This window comes from Arthrobacter sp. StoSoilB22 (assembly GCF_019977315.1).
Taxonomy (GTDB): domain Bacteria; phylum Actinomycetota; class Actinomycetes; order Actinomycetales; family Micrococcaceae; genus Arthrobacter.
Map to the genome: position 1 here is coordinate 2,547,310 of NZ_AP024652.1, position 18,961 is coordinate 2,566,270.

The 18,961-nt window shown below is 60.6% G+C and carries 19 protein-coding genes; 7 read left to right on the forward strand and 12 right to left on the reverse strand.

The features are described from left to right. Positions 1-85 precede the first annotated feature (85 nt). From pgsA to LDN70_RS11855, 6 genes are all read right to left on the reverse strand, one after another. Complete coding sequence (pgsA, locus tag LDN70_RS11830; protein WP_223940398.1) at positions 86-715, reverse strand: phosphatidylinositol phosphate synthase; 630 nt, start codon at positions 713-715, stop codon at positions 86-88. Then, positions 705-1,298 (reverse strand): HIT family protein, encoded by a 594-nt coding sequence (locus LDN70_RS11835; protein ID WP_166840592.1) that lies wholly within the window; start codon positions 1,296-1,298, stop codon positions 705-707. Before LDN70_RS11835 ends, pgsA begins: the two co-directional genes overlap by 11 nt. A 19-nt stretch (positions 1,299-1,317) precedes the next feature. Then, positions 1,318-3,327 (reverse strand): threonine--tRNA ligase, encoded by a 2,010-nt coding sequence (gene thrS, locus LDN70_RS11840; protein WP_142939050.1) that lies wholly within the window; start codon positions 3,325-3,327, stop codon positions 1,318-1,320. A 151-nt stretch (positions 3,328-3,478) separates the two neighbouring features. After that, a complete protein-coding gene (locus LDN70_RS11845; protein ID WP_223940399.1) occupies positions 3,479-6,979 on the reverse strand; it encodes a DNA polymerase III subunit alpha in 3,501 nt (1,166 codons plus the stop codon). A 4-nt stretch (positions 6,980-6,983) separates the two neighbouring features. Further along, complete coding sequence (locus LDN70_RS11850) at positions 6,984-7,328, reverse strand: DUF6504 family protein (RefSeq protein ID WP_223940400.1); 345 nt, start codon at positions 7,326-7,328, stop codon at positions 6,984-6,986. Positions 7,329-7,407: 79 nt separating this feature from the next. After that, the gene (locus LDN70_RS11855) at positions 7,408-8,463 is read right to left on the reverse strand and encodes an FAD-dependent monooxygenase (RefSeq protein ID WP_223940401.1); all 1,056 of its coding nucleotides are present in this window, start codon (positions 8,461-8,463) and stop codon (positions 7,408-7,410) included. 58 nt (positions 8,464-8,521) lie between these two features. Between LDN70_RS11855 and LDN70_RS11860 the strand changes: the two genes are divergently transcribed. Further along, positions 8,522-9,058, forward strand: coding sequence for a TetR/AcrR family transcriptional regulator (locus tag LDN70_RS11860; RefSeq protein ID WP_142939046.1), 537 nt, complete (start codon positions 8,522-8,524; stop codon positions 9,056-9,058). Between the two features lie 46 nt (positions 9,059-9,104). Continuing rightward, complete coding sequence (locus tag LDN70_RS11865) at positions 9,105-9,494, forward strand: hypothetical protein (RefSeq protein WP_014921999.1); 390 nt, start codon at positions 9,105-9,107, stop codon at positions 9,492-9,494. A gap of 30 nt (positions 9,495-9,524) precedes the next feature. Here LDN70_RS11865 and LDN70_RS11870 read toward each other — a convergent pair whose 3' ends face one another. Then, positions 9,525-10,271, reverse strand: coding sequence for an SOS response-associated peptidase (locus LDN70_RS11870; protein ID WP_238703412.1), 747 nt, complete (start codon positions 10,269-10,271; stop codon positions 9,525-9,527). 168 nt (positions 10,272-10,439) lie between these two features. On the opposite strand from LDN70_RS11870, the gene LDN70_RS11875 reads away from it, so the two are divergent. From LDN70_RS11875 to LDN70_RS11885, 3 genes are all read left to right on the forward strand, one after another. Beyond that, positions 10,440-10,697: a mycoredoxin gene (locus tag LDN70_RS11875; protein WP_018777778.1), complete on the forward strand. Its 258-nt coding sequence runs from the start codon at positions 10,440-10,442 to the stop codon at positions 10,695-10,697. A 142-nt stretch (positions 10,698-10,839) separates the two neighbouring features. After that, positions 10,840-11,925 (forward strand): S-(hydroxymethyl)mycothiol dehydrogenase, encoded by a 1,086-nt coding sequence (locus tag LDN70_RS11880; RefSeq protein ID WP_142939044.1) that lies wholly within the window; start codon positions 10,840-10,842, stop codon positions 11,923-11,925. Then, complete coding sequence (locus LDN70_RS11885) at positions 11,922-12,560, forward strand: MBL fold metallo-hydrolase (RefSeq protein ID WP_142939043.1); 639 nt, start codon at positions 11,922-11,924, stop codon at positions 12,558-12,560. Before LDN70_RS11880 ends, LDN70_RS11885 begins: the two co-directional genes overlap by 4 nt. A 36-nt stretch (positions 12,561-12,596) precedes the next feature. Here LDN70_RS11885 and LDN70_RS11890 read toward each other — a convergent pair whose 3' ends face one another. From LDN70_RS11890 to LDN70_RS11900, 3 genes are read right to left on the reverse strand one after another with little or no spacing between them, the layout of a single operon-like run. Beyond that, entirely contained in the window at positions 12,597-13,346 is a 750-nt protein-coding gene (locus LDN70_RS11890) for a lipoate--protein ligase family protein (RefSeq protein WP_223940402.1), read from the reverse strand. Further along, on the reverse strand, positions 13,346-14,149 hold the full coding sequence (locus LDN70_RS11895; RefSeq protein ID WP_223940403.1) for a thioesterase family protein: 804 nt from the start codon (positions 14,147-14,149) through the stop codon (positions 13,346-13,348). Before LDN70_RS11895 ends, LDN70_RS11890 begins: the two co-directional genes overlap by 1 nt. 31 nt (positions 14,150-14,180) lie before the next feature. Continuing rightward, on the reverse strand, positions 14,181-14,669 hold the full coding sequence (locus LDN70_RS11900) for a DedA family protein (RefSeq protein WP_223940404.1): 489 nt from the start codon (positions 14,667-14,669) through the stop codon (positions 14,181-14,183). Between the two features lie 78 nt (positions 14,670-14,747). Between LDN70_RS11900 and LDN70_RS11905 the strand changes: the two genes are divergently transcribed. Further along, positions 14,748-15,737: a hypothetical protein gene (locus LDN70_RS11905; protein WP_223940405.1), complete on the forward strand. Its 990-nt coding sequence runs from the start codon at positions 14,748-14,750 to the stop codon at positions 15,735-15,737. Here LDN70_RS11905 and LDN70_RS11910 read toward each other — a convergent pair. Both LDN70_RS11910 and LDN70_RS11915 read right to left on the reverse strand, forming a co-directional pair. Next, positions 15,734-17,236, reverse strand: a complete 1,503-nt coding sequence (locus LDN70_RS11910; RefSeq protein WP_223940406.1) for an FAD-dependent oxidoreductase — start codon at positions 17,234-17,236, stop codon at positions 15,734-15,736. The two genes, LDN70_RS11905 and LDN70_RS11910, sit on opposite strands and share 4 nt — an antisense overlap. Positions 17,237-17,303: 67 nt before the next feature. Further along, positions 17,304-17,795: a DNA alkylation repair protein gene (locus tag LDN70_RS11915; RefSeq protein WP_142939037.1), complete on the reverse strand. Its 492-nt coding sequence runs from the start codon at positions 17,793-17,795 to the stop codon at positions 17,304-17,306. 60 nt (positions 17,796-17,855) lie between these two features. Between LDN70_RS11915 and LDN70_RS11920 the strand changes: the two genes are divergently transcribed. Beyond that, complete coding sequence (locus LDN70_RS11920) at positions 17,856-18,944, forward strand: PDDEXK nuclease domain-containing protein (RefSeq protein ID WP_223940407.1); 1,089 nt, start codon at positions 17,856-17,858, stop codon at positions 18,942-18,944. Positions 18,945-18,961: the final 17 nt, after the last annotated feature.

Sequence of the window (18,961 nt, forward strand, 5' to 3'; positions counted from 1 at the left end):
GGCTGTGGTAGGTCAAGTGCACAACTGCGGCCGAGCGACTCTGGTCGGTTGCCAGTTCCACACGTGAGCTATGGTTCACTGGCCTTTACGCCGGCGCAGTTCCATCGGCTTCGGCCATGGCTTGCCGCCGGACGGTGGACATGCGCTGAACAATGGTGATGACACTCGCCAGGGCCAGGAGCACCAGGGTCCCGAATAACACCACCGGTGGGAGGCCCAATCCCGTAAGCCCGGTGATGAGCAACACTGATGCCAAACGTTCCGCGCGTTCGGCGATTCCCACGCTCGCCTGGTAGCCCAAGGACTCGGCTTTAGCCCGGGCATAGGAAACAACCATGCCGAGTACCAGGCAGATGACGGCGGCAGTACCAATAGCAGGATCTTCACCTCCGGTGAAATACCAGATGGTGAGGCCTGCGAAGATCGCACCATCGGCGAGCCTGTCCAAGGTGGAATCCAAGAAATTACCCCAGCCACCGCTGCGGCCCTGCAGCCTCGCCATGATGCCATCGACGACGTCCGAGAAGGCGAAGAAGGCGACCACCAGAGAGCCCCACCATAGGAAGCCCAGCGGGTAGAGGACGAGTCCGCCCAAAATCACCCCTAGGGTCCCGGCAATAGTCACGGCGTCCGGAGACACACCGATCCTCAGGAGCCAACGCGCTAAAGGAGTAAAAAGTGAAGTGAAGAAGCCGCGCGCATGCCTATTGAGCATTCGACTCCCCCGGCCAGGCTTCAGCCACAAGCTTGCGGACCTCATCGAGTGTCTGCGTGATGGCCTTGGTCTGTGCGATGATCGGGAAGAAGTTTCCGTCCCCGCCCCACCGAGGAACCACGTGCTGGTGCAGATGCGCGGCGATGCCGGCACCCCCTGTCACCCCTTGGTTCATGCCCAGGTTGAAGCCGCTCGGATTTGAAACCTTCCGTAACACGCGCATAGCCGTCTGAGTGAGGTCGGCGAACTCGGCGGTTTCTTCCACGGTGATGTCTGTGTAATCGGGAACGTGCCGGTAGGGGCAGATCAAGAGATGACCCGGGTTGTAGGGGAACAGGTTCAGGACGACGTAACAGGTCCGCCCGCGGTGGACGATCAGGGATTCCTCATCTGAGCGCGTGGGTCCTACACAGAACGGGCAGTCGTCCTTGTTCTTGAATTGATCCTGCCCGCCCTTGATGTAAGCCATCCGGTGTGGAGTCCACAGGCGCTGAAACGCGTCCGGTACGCCGGCCAATCCGAAGTCATCGGTTACGTCGGCGTCACCCGGAAGGCCAGCTGCCGCGCCTGTGTTCTCCTGCACCGTCTATGTGTCCGTTCCGTCAGCTCTCGCGGTTCTTGACGGCGTCAACGATCCTGCGGACCGCCTCGGCCACGGGCACGCCGTTGTCCTGGCTGCCATCCCGGAAGCGGAATGACACGGCACCTGCCTCGGCGTCCTCACCGCCGGCAATCAGGACGAACGGAATCTTGTCCTTGCTGGCTGTACGAATTTTCTTGGGGAACCGGTCAGAGGAGATGTCCACCTCGGCACGGATGCCCGCTGCCTTGAGTTGGCCGACGACGTCGAACATGTAGTCATTGAAGGTCTCGGCCACAGGAATGCCAACTACCTGGACAGGAGCGAGCCAAGCCGGGAACGCTCCGGCGTAGTGCTCGGTGAGCACACCCATGAAGCGTTCCACCGAACCGAACAGTGCCCGGTGGATCATGACAGGCCGCTGGCGTGTGCCGTCGGCCGCCTGGTACTCCAGTTCGAAGCGCTCCGGCAGGTTGAAGTCCAGTTGAATGGTGGACATCTGCCAGGTCCTGCCAAGGGCATCCTTTGCCTGGACGGAGATCTTGGGGCCATAGAATGCTGCTCCACCCGGATCCGGAACGAGTTCCAGACCCGAGGCTGCGGCGACCTCGGAAAGAGTGCGCGTGGCTTCCTCCCACGCGGCGTCGTCGCCAACGAACTTCTCTTCGTTCTTGGTGGAAAGCTCCAAGTAGAAATCATCCAGCCCGTAGTCCTTGAGCAGGCCCAGAACGAAATTCAGCGTGGTGGTGAGCTCGTCCTTCATCTGCTCGCGGGTGCAGTAGATGTGGGCGTCGTCCTGTGTCATGCCGCGGACGCGGGTCAGCCCGTGCACAACGCCGGACTTCTCGTAGCGGTACACCGATCCGAATTCGAACAGGCGCAGCGGAAGTTCGCGGTAAGAGCGCCCCCGGGAGCGGAAGATCAGGTTATGCATGGGGCAGTTCATCGGCTTCAGGTAGTAATCCTGCGCCGGCTTCCGCACTGTGCCGTCTTCGTTGAATTCGGCGTCCACCTGCATCGCCGGGAACATGCCGTCCTTGTACCAGTCAAGGTGGCCGGAGACCTCATAGAGGTGGCCTTTGGTGATGTGGGGTGTGTAGACGAACTCGTATCCGGCGTCCACGTGGCGCTGGCGTGAGTAATCCTCCATGGCCTTGCGGATGATTCCGCCCTTGGGGTGGAAGACAGGAAGGCCCGAGCCCAGTTCGTCCGGGAACGAGAACAGGTCCAGCTCGACGCCGAGCTTGCGGTGGTCGCGTCGCTCTGCTTCGGCGATGCGTTCCTGGTATGCCTTGAGGGCTTCCTTGGTGGGCCACGCCGTGCCGTAAATGCGCTGCAGTTGCTGGTTGTTCTGGTTACCCAACCAGTACGCAGCTGAAGAGCGGGTCAACGCGAAGGCGTTGGCGATGATTTTGGTGTTCTGCAGGTGCGGTCCGCGGCAAAGATCGCACCAGATGCTCTCACCGCTCTTGCGATCCACATTGTCGTAAATCGTGATGTCGCCGGCACCGACCTCAACGTTGACGCCCTCAGCGGCGTCGCTTGCATCGTTCTTCTTGCCCAGCAACTCAAGCTTGTAGGGCTCATTGGCCATCGCCACACGGGCTTCGTCTTCAGTGACAACACGGCGAACGAATTTCTGGTTCTGGTTGATGATTTTTTGCATCATCTTTTCCAGCGTGCGCAGGTCTTCCGGGGTGAACGGATCAGCAACGTCGAAGTCGAAGTAGAAGCCGTCAGTGATGTAGGGACCGATACCGAGCTTGGCGTCGGGGCGCAACTGCTGCACAGCCTGTGCCATGACATGGGCCGTGGAGTGGCGAAGAACGTTGAGTCCATCAGGGGAATCGATGGTGACGCCCTCGACGTTTGCACCCTCGGTGAGGACCTGGTCAAGGTCCTTGAGTACACCATTGACACGGGCTACAACGACGTCGCGGCGCTCGAAGAAGAGTTCCGCGCCGGTAGTCCCTTCCGTCACCTTGGTCTCTTCGCCATCGACGATGAGGGTGATCTGTTGGGCATCTGACACGGGTGTCTCCTATTCATAGTTAAGGCTTCATAGCTTGTGGCGTACGGGGACCACAGCCAGCCACCGTCAATCGTATCCGCTGCAGCGAAGGTGGCCAAAGCAGCGCGCCGGGGCTAAATCAGGCTACTCAAGGCAGGGTTGTGCCAAGGTTTCAGCTTCCCAGACCAGTAATGGCAAGGTTCCTGGAAATACCGTGGAGCGGCCCATGGTGGGTGTATCCATCAGGTAGCCCGGTTTCGGCGGGGAGAAGCTCGGCATAAGGCAACGCTTCCGGACGGCTGAGGTCCCAGGCTTTGCTGGCACTGAGGCTGATTCCTTTGGGGCCGGTCCTTCTGGTGGTCCCCCGGATAAGCAGGAGGCGGGTACCAAACAACAGAGGCCCGGAGTCTTCCTGAGCCTCATGGAAGAAGACCGAATCCACGCAGCCAGTACCGTCATCGATGCTGATGAAGACAACGCGACGCCCGCCACGCATGGGCGGGGTTTGAGTGGCAATTCGGACCCCTGCTACCAGGACTTCGGTCCCGTTGCGCAAGCCCAGGAGCTTGTCTGCCGTGGTGACCCCCAATTTGTCCAAGAGTGGCCGATGACTTTCCATCAGATGTTCGCTGACATCCACCGCCATGAGATCAAGTTCTGCCCTGACGTTATCCACCATGGTTGGCTCAGGAAGCTCAGGAGCAAGGTTTCTCAGTTCAACATCGCCCAGCGCAAAGGACAGCTGCCCTTCTATGACATCGGGGGCCTTCTTGGAGGGGCTGCTTTGGAGCGCTTGCAGATGGTGCACAAGGTCAGCACGGTTCGCAGTTCCTCCGGAGTCCTTATGCAAAGCATCAAAGGCGCCCAGCTGGGCCAGTCTTTTGATGTTCGGTTTACTGACCCGCGCCCGCGCCCTCAGGTCTGCCAGGGAATCGAAAGGTTGCCCGGCAACGATCCTCTTGAGTTCCACTCCTGAAAGCCCGTAAATACCAGTCAGGCTCAAGCGGATGCCCAGCTTGCCCTGATCCGAGCCATGATGGATTTTCTCCACCCTGTATTCAGCCTTGCTCCTGTTGATATCCAAAGGCAGGATGGGGATCCCCAGCCTGCGCGCTTCAGCGACCAACAGCCGTTTGGGATACATCCCGGGATCGTGTTCCCACAATCCAGCAAGAAAGGCCTCGGGATGATGGGCCTTGAGCCAGGCTGACTGATAGGTAGGTACGGCAAATGCAGCACCGTGGGCTTTGCAGAAGCCAAAACTACCGAAGGCTTTCAGGGTCCCCCAAACTTTATCCACCACTTCTGGAGGGTATTTTTTGATTGCTTCCCGTCGGAAGTACTTTTCTACTCCCGGCTCATGTACTTCGTCGCCCAGGGCTCGACGAAATTCGTCGGCCCTGTCCAAGCCGCAATTGGTCATAACGTGGAAGGTTTTCAAAATCTGCTCATGGAAAACCGTGACCCCGTGCGTTTCCTGGAGAACTGGCTTGAGGTCCGGGTGGGGGTAAATCTCAGGAGCAAACCCATGGCGATGCTCCAGGAAGGGCCGCACCATGTCCGACTTCATGGGTCCAGGCCGGAAAAGAGAGATATCGATGATGAGGTCATTGAATTCCCGGGGAGCCATTTTTCCGATGAGTTCACGCTGCCCCGGGGACTCGATCTGGAAGCAACCAAGTGTGTGGGTACTACGTATCAGCTCAAAGGTGGCCTGATCGTCGAAAGGGACGGCATTGAGGTTAATCCTGCCGTCATGAGCAATGTAGTCGGGACCATTCCCGCCCGGCTCCACGGGGTGCTTACCCGCTGCGACAACCTCAGCTTTGGAAGGATGAAGCCGAATCACTTCCCGGACCGCAAAGGCCATGGCACTTTGCATGCGCACTCCCAGGACATCCAGCTTTAGCATGCCCATGGGGTCCATATCGTGTTTATCGAACTGGCTCATGGGCAGACCCATACCGCTGGGTTGGACCGGAGTTCTATCCAGGAGGGTGGCATCTCCCAAAATCACTCCGCAAGGGTGCATGGAAATATGCCGGGGCAAGCGATCCAGCCTTTCTGTAAGATCCACCAGCAAATCCAGCTGCTGGTTCTCCTCCAGGGCTCCTCGTTCCACCCGCCCCGCAAAATCCCGAAGCTCCGGCTTCTCCACCAGGGCTTCACGGAATTTGCGCGCAGAGAATCTCCACAGCTGCTTGGCAATTTCGCCCACTTCTTCGTCAGGCATCCCCAGTGCCATGCCCGCATCCCGCACTGCACCACGTGCCCTGTACCCGTTTTGCATGCTCATCAGGGTGACTCGTTCAGCCCCGAAGCGGTCAAAAATCTTTCGGTAGACGTTATGCCTTTCAGCACTTTCCACATCAATGTCGATATCAGGCAGGGTGGACCGCCGGCCGGAGAGAAAACGTTCAAAAATAAGGTCGTGGCGTATCGGGTCAACCTGACTGATATCGATCAAGTAGTTGACCAGACTTGACGCGCCGGATCCCCTTGCAGCAACACGGACACCCATATCGAGGATCATTGTGGTGACCTCTGCCACGGTGAGGAAGTACGAAGCAAAACCGAGTCCGGCAATGATTTCCAGCTCATGCTCCAACCGCGAGCGCAGGTTTTTTTCCAGGTTTCCGTTGATGCCTGGGAACCGTCTGTTGATTCCTGCTTCACAGCGTTGGGTGAGTTCAACCATGGGGTCTGCGGTGATGCCGATGATGGAGGCTTCAGGGACTACCGGCTTCTTCCAACCCATGTCGAGAATGGGGTCGATGCGGCATTTGTCGGCGAGCGCTTCTGTGTTTGCGAGGAGTTTGGTGAGGTCGGCTTTCCCCTGGCCCGCGGCGTTCATGATTTCTTTGCCGAGTTGGTGCATTTGTTGCGGGGTCTTCAGCCATCCCTGCCCTGTTGGCTGGAGGAGGGGTTCAGTTGAGAGTTCCGGAAGGGATTTGAGGGTGCGTGCGGAGTCGAGTACATCTGCAGTGGCGGCGCCGTCCTGGGCGCAGTAGCGGACGGCGTTGCTGAGTATTGCGGGGGTGTTGAATTCGATGGCGAGTTTGAGCATGCGTACGGCGTGGGCTGTGCTGAGTGGCTGTCCGGGGGCGCTGAGGTGGGAAACGACTTCGGCCACCATGGTGCCGGGGGGCATGGCGTCGATCCATTGTTTGAAGAGGGTTCTGGGCTTGAGGTATTTGCGTCCGCCCATGGCCCGGCCTACGTCGGAGTCGGGCCCTACGAGTACGGTGAGGACTGGTTTGAGGGTTTTGGGGTCCAGGGTTCTGGAGGCGAGTTCGCCTCGGGTGACCGCAGGTGGGATTGCTCCCCCGGCTTTCCCGGAGGTGCGCGCGTGGGCGTCGGATATGAGGCGGCACAGTGCCCTGTATCCGGCGCCGTTGTTGTTTCCGTGGGCGAGTACGACGACGCGGCCCGCCACTTGGGTGCGGTGGTCGCCGTCGTCGTCGAATACGGCCAGGTCTACTCCGACGATGGGGTGGATGCCTGCGTCCATGCATGCTTTGAGGTGTTTGATAGTGCCATACAGGCCGTCACGGTCGGTACAGGCGAGAGCTGTGGCTCCGTCTGCTGCGGCGGCTTGGGCGAGTTCTTCGGGCCAGGAGACGCCGTAGTGTGCGCTGAAGGCTGTGGAGACGTGCAGATGGGTGAAGCTCAAGGGTTCACGCTGCTTCGTCGGGTTCTACTGCACGTGATGGTGCGGCGTCATGGATGCGCACGAGTCTCCACCGTCCGCTGCCCAGGTGCCGGACCAGATCGAGGGTGATGCAGTGGCTGGTTTCCGGTTCAGCGGAAGAAGGCAGCAGTTGTACCCGCCAGATCTCGTGGTCAACCAGGCCGGCTCCGCTTCCCAGGGGTGCACGGCTTTCTTCAAGCCACCATTGCCGGCGCTCGTACCAGCGAACGGGTTCGTTGGTGACGGTGTACTGCGTTCCTTTCCAGTGGACTTCCTGCGGCTGGCCGGTGTCCGTGCAGCTCACGCCTACTGACTCGCTGAACAGCCCCATGCCTTCACCTCTTACGCCGGAATAATGATTCGAAAGTATGTTCGAATAATTTCAGTTTACGCCGACGCCCTGACAAAACCTAGTTCGAAGTTGATGCCCTTTCCCGGGTTCGCGATACTCGCTTTCCAACTTGCTTGAGCAAGGCGTCTCGCCATGGTTGTGCACCCTGGGCGAGGGCGACAGTCCCCATGAGGGAAGAAGCAACCCGGAGTAGTTGCGTGCGCATGATGCGCTTCCTGCCATAGGCTGCGAGCGCCTTTTCACTGGGCAGCCCATTTAGAAGTTTGCCCAGTGTCACTGCATCGATCAGCGCTTCACAGGCGCCCCGCCCCAGGTTTGGTGTCATGGCGTGGGCGGCATCCCCTATCAACACAACGTTTCCCTGCGAGTATTTGATCAGGGGAGGGCAGATCCAGATGCGTTGGGCAAGCGTGGTGTCCAGCCTGGCCTTTGCGAGTACTTCCTGTACGGCGCTCGCGTGGTTTGCGTAGCGGTTTCGTGTCACTTCGAGGGCTTCTGCGACGTCTACTTTGTCCGGCCCCAGGTCTGAGCGGAATGAAGCGTACCAGTTGCTTCCGCCCTCAGCTGGCGCCAAGCCGAATATCTCGCCACGCCCCCAGTATTCGCCGATGTCCTCCGGGAGCGGGGTTCCGGGGATGACTCCCCTGACGGCCAGGAATGGTGTTGGCCTTGCTTCGCTCTGCGGGCCTCTGAAGTGCCGCCGGACAATGCTGTTGACGCCATCTGCGCCCACGGTCAGCCCGGCAGTACCCGGCAGCTTGTCCACTCTGGCTACTGCCCGGCTCACGGAACGAGGCACTGCCGTGTCCAGCAGCCTCAGGAGTTCGGGCCGGGATATTCCAAGGAGGCCTTCACCTTCCATGGACAGCAGGGGTTCTCCCGAGGGGCGGCGGAGGGCGCCGGTTTTGATCTTGGCTCCGCGACTCCGTGCAGCTCCGAGTATCCCCAGCTCTGAGAGCGCGCGTTGGGCTTCCGGCCACATGGCGAGGGTTGTTCCAACAGTGGGGAGTTCGGGGCGCTGCTCGTAGATGGTGACGTCGAACTTGCCGGGGTCCAGTATTCCTGCGAGCGCCAGCCCGGCGATCCCTCCACCAATGATGTCCACCTTTTCCATGGGTTCACAGTACTACTACATTTGTAGTGCCGGTAGGGGTTGAAGCTAGACTTTCGCCATGCCGGACCGCCGAAGTGAACTAGCCGACGCCGCCCTCGCCGTCGTTGCTGCCAAGGGACTCAAAGGACTCACGCACAGGGCCGTCGACGCCCAGGCAGGTGTCGCCGTCGGAACTACCTCGAACTATTTCCGCAACCGGGCAGCACTCATGGGGGCCGCCGTCGACCGCGTTGAAGAACGTGACCGCCTCCTGCTGCAGCAGGGTGGAACGGACATCCCGACGTCGGTAGCCGACTTGGCGGATCAGATCGCCGGAGCAGTCATGGGACTCGCGCACCAGAACGCCGAACTGACCCGCGCCAGGTTCGCCTTTGCCCTAGACCAGCCAGGTGTTGTCACTGCCGGGCACGAGCGGCTGGTATCAGCCTTGGCGCAATTGCTCGACGCCATGGGCATATCTGAAGCACGCAGCCGGGCGGAAGCAATCTCCGACTACAGCGACGGGCTCGCCCTTCACCTGCTGACCGCGAGGACGGGGCAGGACCTTGACACAGCCACAGTGGCGCGCAACATCCTGCGTCTGTTGGAGGGATGAAAGTCAAGGGGTGGACGGCAGCCGGTCCACAGAGCAGGATTGTGGCATGAGCACCAATGATGCACTCCTGAAGCAGGTCAACATCTCGGCCGAAGACGACAACCTCGTGGCAAGGTTCGAAATCGATGGCAACATACCAGGCTCCGGCGCTTACGTCGTGGGCCTTGTTGCTGCCAGCGAGGACTATTCCTCACAGCGCAGGCTCGGCATAGAGTTCATGAACGGAGAGGCGATTTCCTTCTATTCGTTCAACCACTCCCTCAGTGCCGAGGAGAACTACGACATCAAAGGCGTAGAGCATTCCGGCAACGTCATCACAGGGAATTTTCCGATGTCTGCCATCCACGGGCTTAGCAAAGGCCACGTCATGACAGGCTTCAGCGAAGCCGATGGCCGGGAGTTCCAATCCGGCGTGCCCGTCACCGAAGCTCTGTAGGTCCTGGACGCTTTGTAGTTCCTGTAGTTCCTAGAAGAGAGCTTCCACCGGTTCAATGAGTTCCGGTGAGTTATTGCGGACATTTCCCACCGCTGCGCCCACAGCGTCCAACCTCCACCCGGCCGCGGCATCGTGCGCCTTGGAGCGGACCAGATCCACCAACCCTTGAGCGTCCTTCTCCCTCGGATCCAACCACGCTTCCATCGTCTCAGTGCTCATCGGCAAGGGAACGCGGTCATGGAGGGCAGTCAGTTCGTCAAACACCGAGGCACTGCGCCGGGTCTTGGCCTCATCCGCCGTTGGGGTATCGGCAGTCAGGATGGACATGGACAGCAACCAACGCCCCGGATCATCATCGGATGCAGACTGGTCACGCCACCACTCATACAAGCCTGCAAAGACCAAACCGTGGCCATCCCCCGGGTGCACATAATACGGTTGCTTGTTCTTACCCTCGCCCTTCTTCCATTCGTAATAACCGTCTGCCGGAACTGCGCAACGCCTGGCAACGGCGGCCTTCTTGAAGGACGGCTTTTCCAACAGCGTCTCGCTTCGAGCGTTGATAAGCCTGGCACCAGCCTTGGGATCCTTCGCCCATGATGGCACCAGACCCCACTTCGCCACATGGAGCTGCCGCTTCACGTCCTCGTCAATCAGCCTCTCCAAAACAATAGGAACGGCATCGGTCGGAGCCACATTCCACGACTTCTCCAGCGCAATCTCGTTCTCAAGTTCGGCGTCAAAATCAGCGAGGAGGTCCCCCACCGCACGAGCCATTACATAACGTCCACACATGGCAACAGTCTGCCCTCTCCTCGGACAACGCACCAGCACCGGCATGTGACGTAACCCGGCCCTGCTGCCGAACGGGAATTATTCGGACGCGGGTTACCGTTGTTACCGACGAACCACCCTGCATTAACAACCCATACTGAGGAGAGCTCTGTGGACTTCACTCCCGACTCCGGCACCATCACCATGTTCTCGACCACCTGGTGCGGTTATTGCAACCGCCTCAAAAAGCAGCTGGACGCCAAGGGCATCGGCTACACCGAGATCAACATCGAAGAAGTAGATGGCACGGCCGAACTCGTCGAGCAGCTCAACGGAGGCAACCGCACCGTACCCACCGTGCTTTTCCCTGACGGAACCGCGGCCACCAACCCGTCCGCTTCCGAGGTGGAGAGCCGACTGGCCGCATAGTCTGCCACACCACCGCTGTTGGGCCCGCACGGAACAATCCCACTCTGTCTGCCACCTGTGATAGACAGAATGGGAATCCGTAGCGGGCCCTTTTTGCACCACAGAAAGGACCCGCGCCCCAAAAGCCCGAAGGGAACATCCCATGGTCCACGCAGTCAAAGGTGTCGTCGTCCGCTCCAAAGGCGCCCCCGCAACCCTGGAAACCATCCTCGTCCCGGAACCCGGCCCCGGCGAAGCCTTGGTGGACATCCTCACCAGCGGCGTCTGCCACACCGATCTCCACTACAAACTCGGCGGCATCAGCGACGACTTTCCGTTCCTCCTCGGCCATGAAGCCACCGGCGTTGTCAGCGCAGTAGGCCCCGACGTCACAGACGTAGCCCCGGGCGACCGTGTCGTCCTGAACTGGCGTGCAGTCTGCGGCAACTGTCGCGCATGCAACCGCGGCCAAGCCCAGTACTGCTTCAACACCCACAACGCCACCCAAAAAATGACCCTCGAAGACGGCACGGAACTCTCACCGGCCCTCGGCATCGGCGCGTTCATCGAAAAGACCCTGGTCGCCGCCGGCCAATGCACCAAGGTAGACCCCGACGCCGATGCCGCCGCCGTCGGCCTGCTCGGCTGCGGCGTCATGGCAGGTTTGGGCGCAGCGCTCAACACCGGCAACGTCAAGCGAGGCGACTCCGTTGCTGTGATCGGCTGCGGAGGAGTGGGCGTAGCAGCCATCGCCGGCGCCGCGCTCGCAGGGGCCACCACCATCATTGCCGTCGACATCGACGCAAAGAAGCTCCAGCGTGCCAAGGACCTCGGCGCAACCCACACCGTGGACTCATCCGCAGCGGACCCCATCGAGGAAATCCGGGCCTTGACAGCCGGCTTCGGCGCAGACGTGGTGATTGACGCCGTCGGACGTCCCGAAACTTATAAGCAGGCGTTCTACGCCCGCGACCTCGCAGGCACCGTTGTCCTGGTTGGTGTCCCCACACCGGAGATGACCTTGGAACTGCCGCTGCTGGATGTCTTCGGCCGCGGCGGTTCACTCAAATCCTCATGGTATGGCGACTGCCTGCCCTCCCGCGACTTCCCCATGCTCGTGGACCTGTATAAGCAGGGCAAACTGGACCTGGACGCCTTCGTTACAGAGCGCATCACCATCGACCAGGTGGAAGAGGCGTTCGACAAAATGCACGATGGCGCAGTCCTCCGATCGGTGGTTGAACTGTGAGCGCCGGCAACCTCACGATCGATCAGGTAGTAACCTCCGGGACATTCTCCCTCGACGGAGGAACCTGGGACGTGGACAACAACGTCTGGATCATCGGCAACGCCACCGAATGCATCGTCATCGACCCCGCCCACAACCCTGAAGCAATCCGTGCGGCCGTGGGTGGCCGAGACGTCAAAGCCATCCTGCTAACACACGGCCATGACGACCACATCAGTTCCGCAGGTGCTTTCCGGGAGCTCGTCACGGCTCCCATCCACCTGCATCAGGACGATTGGATGCTGTGGAAGGCCGTGTTCCCCCACGTTGACCCTGATGTGGCGATCGTGGACGGTGACGAGTTCACCGTGGCCGGCGCAACGGTGAAAGCGATCCACACTCCCGGACACTCTCCAGGATCCGTTTCGTTCCACCTTGCAAGCGAAGAGACACTCTTCAGCGGAGACACGCTCTTCCAAGGCGGACCCGGTGCGACCGGACGGTCCTACAGCGATTTCCCCACCATCATCGAGTCCATCCGGACAAAGCTCCTGCCACTACCGGAGGAAACCGTGGTCCGCACGGGACACGGCGATTCCACCACCATCGGCGCAGAGAAGCCGCACCTGGATGAATGGATCGCCCGCGGGCACTGACACCAAGCGCAAATAGTGGGGTACGGGCTGACGCCCCTACCCCACTAGGCTGCGGAAGTCGCCGTCGAGAACTTCCGCGTACCCGCGGTAAGCCTCAACAACGGCATCCTCCACCGACTGAACATCCAGGTGCGGGAGCAGGTCATTGGCCGCACCAGCAGTGGCAGGATCCCACTCCAACCCAAGCGCCGCGTAGCTCGCCGCCAGGACTTCACGAATGGGCTTGGAATCCTCCACCACAATCACCGAACTGAACAACCACCCGCCGGAAACCACACGTTGGGCTGTACCAATCAGTTTGATGCGGTGTGCAGGGAAATCGGGGTCCTCGCCGTGGACACTAAACTCCCCCGGACAGTATTCACCGGGAATCTCACCGACGGCGGCATGAACGCCTACGCTTCTCAGCGCTCCGGCCAGCAGCTCACCAAACTCGGAAAAACGGGCTTTGGCGCGAACGAGCGCGTCAGGGTGAGGCTCAATGTGATCAATGACCAAGGTCCCTTGGTGATAAGCAGCGGCGCGGCCTCCGGCTTTGCGTATGAGCGGCTCGAACCCCAGCTCCCGGCACGCCTCTGCCGCAGCCTGAAACCCTGGCAAGTTGGCGTCGCGCTGACCGAAAGCAACCGTGGGCTGTGGTCGATACAGGCGAAGGGACGGGCCCAGATTTCCGTTACGGGCATGCTGAAGCAGCTCCAAAGCGAAATCAAGGTCCGCAGCCGCACCCATGGATTCCTTCTGGCGGTAGACAGTGAGCTGGCGGGCCTCTGCTTCCAACCCGCTCATCAGCTTTTCCTCAGGGTCAGGATCTGCTCGGCCCGCCCGAAGGGTCCGTTGAGGTCATGGAGCACAGTGGAGGTCAGGCCGATGCCGTCCGCTCCGAAAGAGACCTTGTTATCCAGACCCAGCCATTCACCGGACGGAGCGCGATACATATGGATTTGAAGATCCACGTTAGGAAAAATGTAGCTGTTTTCACCCGGAGGAACGCGTGCGGCTATGCCATTCGCGGTGTCCACCAGCCCCAACAGGCGGGCCACATCAGAGCTGTCGTTGTGGTTCGTCAGCGGATGAGACGTCCGGATCCAAACCTTGCCTGAACCAGGACGGTGTCCCTCAGCGATGCGCATCTCCAAAGACCGGATGTAACCGCCGGGCCACACGCTCGCCCCATCCCATGGCTTGCATTCATCAGGGGCCGGCATGGACTCATCCTCCACCGCGGCCACGGCGCTGGTGTCGCTGGTGATCATGCGCCACGCGGCGGCACGGATAGCCACGCGACCCCCTGCCGAAAGCTCTGCCTGAAGGAGTTCAATGGTCCTTCCCGGCCTCAGCGTCGAGGTGGTGACCTGGAATTCACCGCCGGGAATCAGCCCGAGGATTTCATAGCTGATCCGCGCCAGGCGAACGTCGTTCCGTGGCTCATGGCGGACCAAGGCATCTGCGATGATGCCCGACGCCGGAGCCATATGTTGTTCGTGGGGATTCCAGGCACCTTGGGCGTGAAGGGTGGACCGGTAGCGGCCCCCACCCAGTGATTCGTAGTAAAAGTCGCCGTCCGCCAGTTCCGGTAATGCAGTAGTCAACCCAGGCCTTTCGCCGATCCAGCTGTAGAACTCAGACCACTGTATCCGCTGATGTGGCCCTTGCCCGACGCCGACGGAACACAACAACCCACGTAATGGCGGTCACCAGGACCGCCACGCCCACAGCAGCTCCACCAGGTGATGCGGCGGCTACCGCCAACCATGCCTCCAGAGCGGCAAGACCAATGGTTGCGTAGAGCAGGGCCCAGATCACAGAACCCGCCACAGCTGCGGGCAAATATCGTCGGAGTGGCATACGGGCGGCACCGGCTGCGAGGTTAATGGCAGTTTGGAGGCCAACAGTCAGAAAAGACAGTACGACGGCGTACGGGCCCCAGCGCTGGATCAGCGCCTGGGCGCGGGCAGCTTTGGGCCGCTCCAAAGAACCACCGAAGCGGGTATGTGCGAACCCGGCCATGGCCCCCCGCCCGATCCAATAAGTAACGTTGACACGGATCATGACAATCGCGAAGAGCGCTGCGAGTGCGACGCCGAAGGGCAAACTCATGATCTGATCCACTCGACTTAGGCTACCCTAAGCAGCGCTTCGCTGAAGACCAGGTCCCGGACTCCTACGGTCAAACCCTAGGATGATTCCATGGACCTCCGCGACGCCGCCCAGGAGCTGTACGCCGTGACACCTCGTGAATTCACGGCGGAACGTACTGCTCTGGTGCGCAAAGCGAAGGACGCCGGGCAAAAAGACTTGGCTCAAGAGATCGGCAGCCTTCCCAAGCCGGCTGCCGGAGCCTGGGCCATCAACATCCTGACCGTTCACAAACCCGAGGTAATTGACGGCGTCGTACGTTTTGGCATTTCGTTACGAGGCGCCCAGGAGGAGCAGGACACCGAAGCATTCCGTGAACTCGGGCAGCAACGCCAAAGTCAGCTGACAACAGCCGTCCATTCGGCCAGGGATCTCGCTGCAGAGCTGGGGGCTCCACTGAGCGCGGCCGCAACGTCCGATGTTGAGCAGACTTTCAGGGCGGCCATGGCCGATGCCGGGGCAGCCGCCGCGGTACGAACGGGCAGGCTGGTCAGAGGGCTCAGCGGCAGCGGCTTCGAAGCAGTGGACCTTGCAGGAGCAATAGCTGCGGCAGGTCCCGATGACGAAGCGACCGAAGCTACACAAGAGCGATCAGTCGAGAGATCAGTCAAGAAGGTGCCCCCACCACACGCCAAGAGCACTCCGACGTCCCAAGACATTCCGCCCAAGGGGAAGGCACCGCAACAGAAGTCCTCCAAGGAAGAAGCGACGTCCTTGGCCGATCGGCGGGCCGCCAAGCAGCAAGCAGCACTGAAAGAGGCCCGCAGCGAGTTCGACGTCGCCGACCAAACGGCCAGGGAAGCAGAAGCGGCAGCATCCGAAGCGTGGGACACCGTCAATGCACTGGCTGATCGCCGAACCAAACTCAAAGCCGACATTGAAGACCTCAAGAAACGTCTGGCAACCCTTGAAGCCGAGCTCATTGGAGTCACCCGTGATGCAGAATCCGCGGAATCAGAAAAGAAACGGGCCGTGCGGGCCGCAACCCAGCAACGCCGCGCCGCCGATCAAGCCCAACGGCGCATCGATCGGCTGAGCTAGTCCTTCTTCTTGACCGGCGACTCCTGCAAATGATGGGTTGCAGGACCCTCAAGATATTTGCCCTCGGGGGTGAAGCGCGAACCGTGCAGAGGGCAGTCCCACGATTTTTCGGCATCATTCCACGTCACGATGCCACCCAGGTGTGAGCACCTGGCCGAAACCATGCAAACGTTGCCGTCCACGGTGGACACTGCGGCTGGTTCACCCTTGTACAGCCCCACAACGCCGGTTCCTTCGGCTGGACGCGTTTGATCCGTGATGTCAGGATTGGCCTTGATTCTTGCCCTGTCCTCCACCATTCGCTTGGTGGTGCTCGCGTTCAACCGCACGGCTTGGAGCGCTCCTTGGGGCGAGGTGACGCGGTGATGGATGGTGGTGGCCCAATCGGATTGGCCGCCCAGGATGTCCGAGGTGATGGATAGGGCTGCCGCTACCCCGTTGCTCATCCCCCACTTGTTGTAGCCGGTGCCGAAAAAGATGCGTCCGTGGCCACGAGGAAGCTTGCCGAAGAACGGCATCAGGTTGGTGGCTTGGTAATCCTGAGCCGACCACGTATGGGTGACCTCTGCTCCGGGGTAGTGCCGGGTGGCCCACCCCAGCAGGTCATCCAAATGCGACTTAGGTGATGTCGCCCGGCCCGCCGTGTGCCCATAACCACCGACCAGGAGCAGCTCTCCCTCGGGTGTAGGGTGGGTGCGCTGCGAGCGGGTAGGTGAATCGATGGACAGATACATGCCCGTCGGAAGATCGCCCGGGACCTTCAACGCAGCCGCATAGGAGCGGTTGGGCTCAAGCTTGGCAAAATACAGTCCGCGGTCCAGGATTGGGGTGCCCGTAGCTATCACCACAGTGTCTGCAGTGAAAGTGCCCTTGCCCGTGGAGACCTCCATAGGCTGCCCGGAAGCTACGTTCTCCACCTGCATGCCCTCGACAATGAGGCCGCCATGGCCTCGAATGTCCCTGGCAAGGGTTTCCAGCACATCCATGGGGTGAATCTGGGCCTGGCCTTCGAGTTCCAAAGCCTCCACTATGGGGAACGGCAGCCCGGCGTCACGGCTGAAGTGGACGTCCAAACCTGCGTCCCGCGAAACCGCAGCCTCCTTGCGGAGCCGCTGGCCGCCGTCGTCCGTGGTTGCGAAGGTGACCGCGGTCCGGCGTTGAAACGGGATGCCCTGCTGCTCCATATACTGCGTCAGCCAGGCTTGGCCGGACTTATTGGCCTCCACATAGGCCTGCACCACCTTCAGCGAATACTGGCCGCGCAAGGCCGAAAGGGCTCCTCCTTGGAGGAGGCTTAACTTACCGGTGGTGTTACCGGTGGTCACAGCGCCGAGTGTCCTGGCTTCGAAGACCACCACGCGCTGCCCGGACCTGGACAACAGCAGGGCAGCCACCATACCGGTGAGCCCCGCGCCCACCACTATGGTGTCAAAGTGCTTTCCTTCGGGAATTGAGTCGGACATGAAGCGGGATTCCCGGTCCAACCACAGCGATTTCATCAACGAACCTGCCTCTCAATTCACTGGCCTGTGGTGAGGCAAAGAGTAGGCGCGTCGTTGGTGCTTATCAAGGGGTCGCGGCGCCTACCACCAAAGCCGCTGCGTGCCGCAGTTCAGCGTCCGGATCAGCGGCCCAGCGCTCCAATACGCGTTCCGCGCGTTCTTTAGCGAGGCCTTCCAGCCGGTCCATTAATGGGCGGACCACATCTTTGGCGAGGGGATCCACCAGTTCCCGTGTCCCGGACTGCCTGATGAAACCCTCTATACGGGTGAGGTCCGTGTTGACCAGAACGCTGACTTTGGTCTGCAGCAGAACCACTGCTGCAAGTCGCCTCTCGAACACAGGCTCAGCCCACAACTCCGAGCTCAAGGCAGTAACGTCGTCATGGTCCAGGGTTTTGTACCGCTTGAGCATGTCCCTCACGGTTCCCCGTACTGCGCCCACCGACGCGCCATACACCTTCAAGGTCCCGCCCAAACGCTCACTGGCCTCTGCAGCTTTCTCCCAGGTGGACTCCATCTGCAGTGTGTAGTCCACGAATTCACCGGCTTCACTCACCCGTCTATTTTGTCAGTGCCTTCCCATAGCGTGGTGCCACCAGCAATCGACAGGAGCAACATGCCGTCCCAAGAGCTCGCCACCGAGGCATCATTTCCGGGTGTCCCGGCGGCCTCGTCCATGCCTCACTGGTACCCCACACTGCTCAACACGGTGGCTGACCAGGTCCGCGTCGGCAGGACCCGGGCTCTGGCGGCCGCCAACAGTGAGTTGCTGAACTCCTACTGGAGCATTGGCCGGCAGCTGGCCGAACGTGAATCCGAGCAAGGCTGGGGTGCCAAAGTAGTCACCCGGCTGTCCGCCGACATCCGCACCCGGTTCCCGGACGCGAAGGGCTTCTCCCCTAGAAACCTGAGGTACATGAAGAGCTTCGCCCAAGCCTGGCCGGACTTCCCAATGTTGCAAGCGCCGCTTGCAACATTGCCCTGGTACCACCAGATCGCACTCTTGGAAAAGCTCGACGACGCCGCCACTCGCCTTTGGTACGCATCGGCAGCGGCCCAACACGGTTGGTCGCGCAACGTGCTGACGCACCAGATTTCAACGCGTCTCCATGAGCGATCAGGCCAAGCAATCACCAACTTTGCGGCCACTATGGTCCCTGCAGATTCGGATCTCGCGCAGCAGGCAACCAAGGACCCCTACGTCTTTGACTTTTTGTCCATGAGTGACCGGCACACTGAACGGGACCTGGAGCTGCAGTTGGTGAAGCATGTGGAGAAATTCCTGTTGGAGCTGGGCCAGGGTTTCGCCTTTGTGGGCGAGCAGGTCCGGCTGGAGATTGCCGGCGACGAGTTCTTCGCGGACCTGCTCTTTTACCATCTGAAGTTGCGCTGCTACATGGTGATAGAGCTCAAGGCCGTGAAGTTCGAACCCGGGTTCCTGGGCCAGCTTGGGATGTACATGGCTGCGGTGGACGATCTCCTGGCGCACCCGGACGACAAGCCCACCATCGGATTGCTTTTGTGTAAGGAGAAGAACAGCGTGGTGGCCGAGTATGCACTGCGTGGGTTCAACGCTCCCGTGGGCATCGCAGAGTGGCGGACCTCCCTCGCGGATTCCTTGCCCGACGAATTGGTGGCGAGCCTGCCCAGTATTGAGACCTTGGAGGCCGAGCTGGCTAGTGAGGCTGCGCGCTTGCAGCGTTGAGTTCTCGGGCAGGGTCC

Excerpts from the sequence above, each read along its gene's own strand:
- LDN70_RS11890 (WP_223940402.1), bottom strand. The coding sequence starts at position 13,346 with ATGAGCGGGTTGGAAGCAGAGGCCCGCCAGCTCACTGTCTACCGCCAG.
- LDN70_RS11860 (WP_142939046.1), top strand. The coding sequence starts at position 8,522 with ATGCCGGACCGCCGAAGTGAACTAGCCGACGCCGCCCTCGCCGTCGTT.
- LDN70_RS11870 (WP_238703412.1), bottom strand. The coding sequence starts at position 10,271 with ATGGCTCGTGCGGTGGGGGACCTCCTCGCTGATTTTGACGCCGAACTT.
- LDN70_RS11905 (WP_223940405.1), top strand. The coding sequence starts at position 14,748 with ATGGACCTCCGCGACGCCGCCCAGGAGCTGTACGCCGTGACACCTCGT.
- LDN70_RS11865 (WP_014921999.1), top strand. The coding sequence starts at position 9,105 with ATGAGCACCAATGATGCACTCCTGAAGCAGGTCAACATCTCGGCCGAA.
- LDN70_RS11920 (WP_223940407.1), top strand. The coding sequence starts at position 17,856 with ATGCCGTCCCAAGAGCTCGCCACCGAGGCATCATTTCCGGGTGTCCCG.
- LDN70_RS11910 (WP_223940406.1), bottom strand. The coding sequence starts at position 17,236 with ATGAAATCGCTGTGGTTGGACCGGGAATCCCGCTTCATGTCCGACTCA.
- LDN70_RS11880 (WP_142939044.1), top strand. The coding sequence starts at position 10,840 with ATGGTCCACGCAGTCAAAGGTGTCGTCGTCCGCTCCAAAGGCGCCCCC.
- LDN70_RS11855 (WP_223940401.1), bottom strand. The coding sequence starts at position 8,463 with ATGGAAAAGGTGGACATCATTGGTGGAGGGATCGCCGGGCTGGCGCTC.
- pgsA (WP_223940398.1), bottom strand. The coding sequence starts at position 715 with ATGCTCAATAGGCATGCGCGCGGCTTCTTCACTTCACTTTTTACTCCT.
- LDN70_RS11850 (WP_223940400.1), bottom strand. The coding sequence starts at position 7,328 with ATGGGGCTGTTCAGCGAGTCAGTAGGCGTGAGCTGCACGGACACCGGC.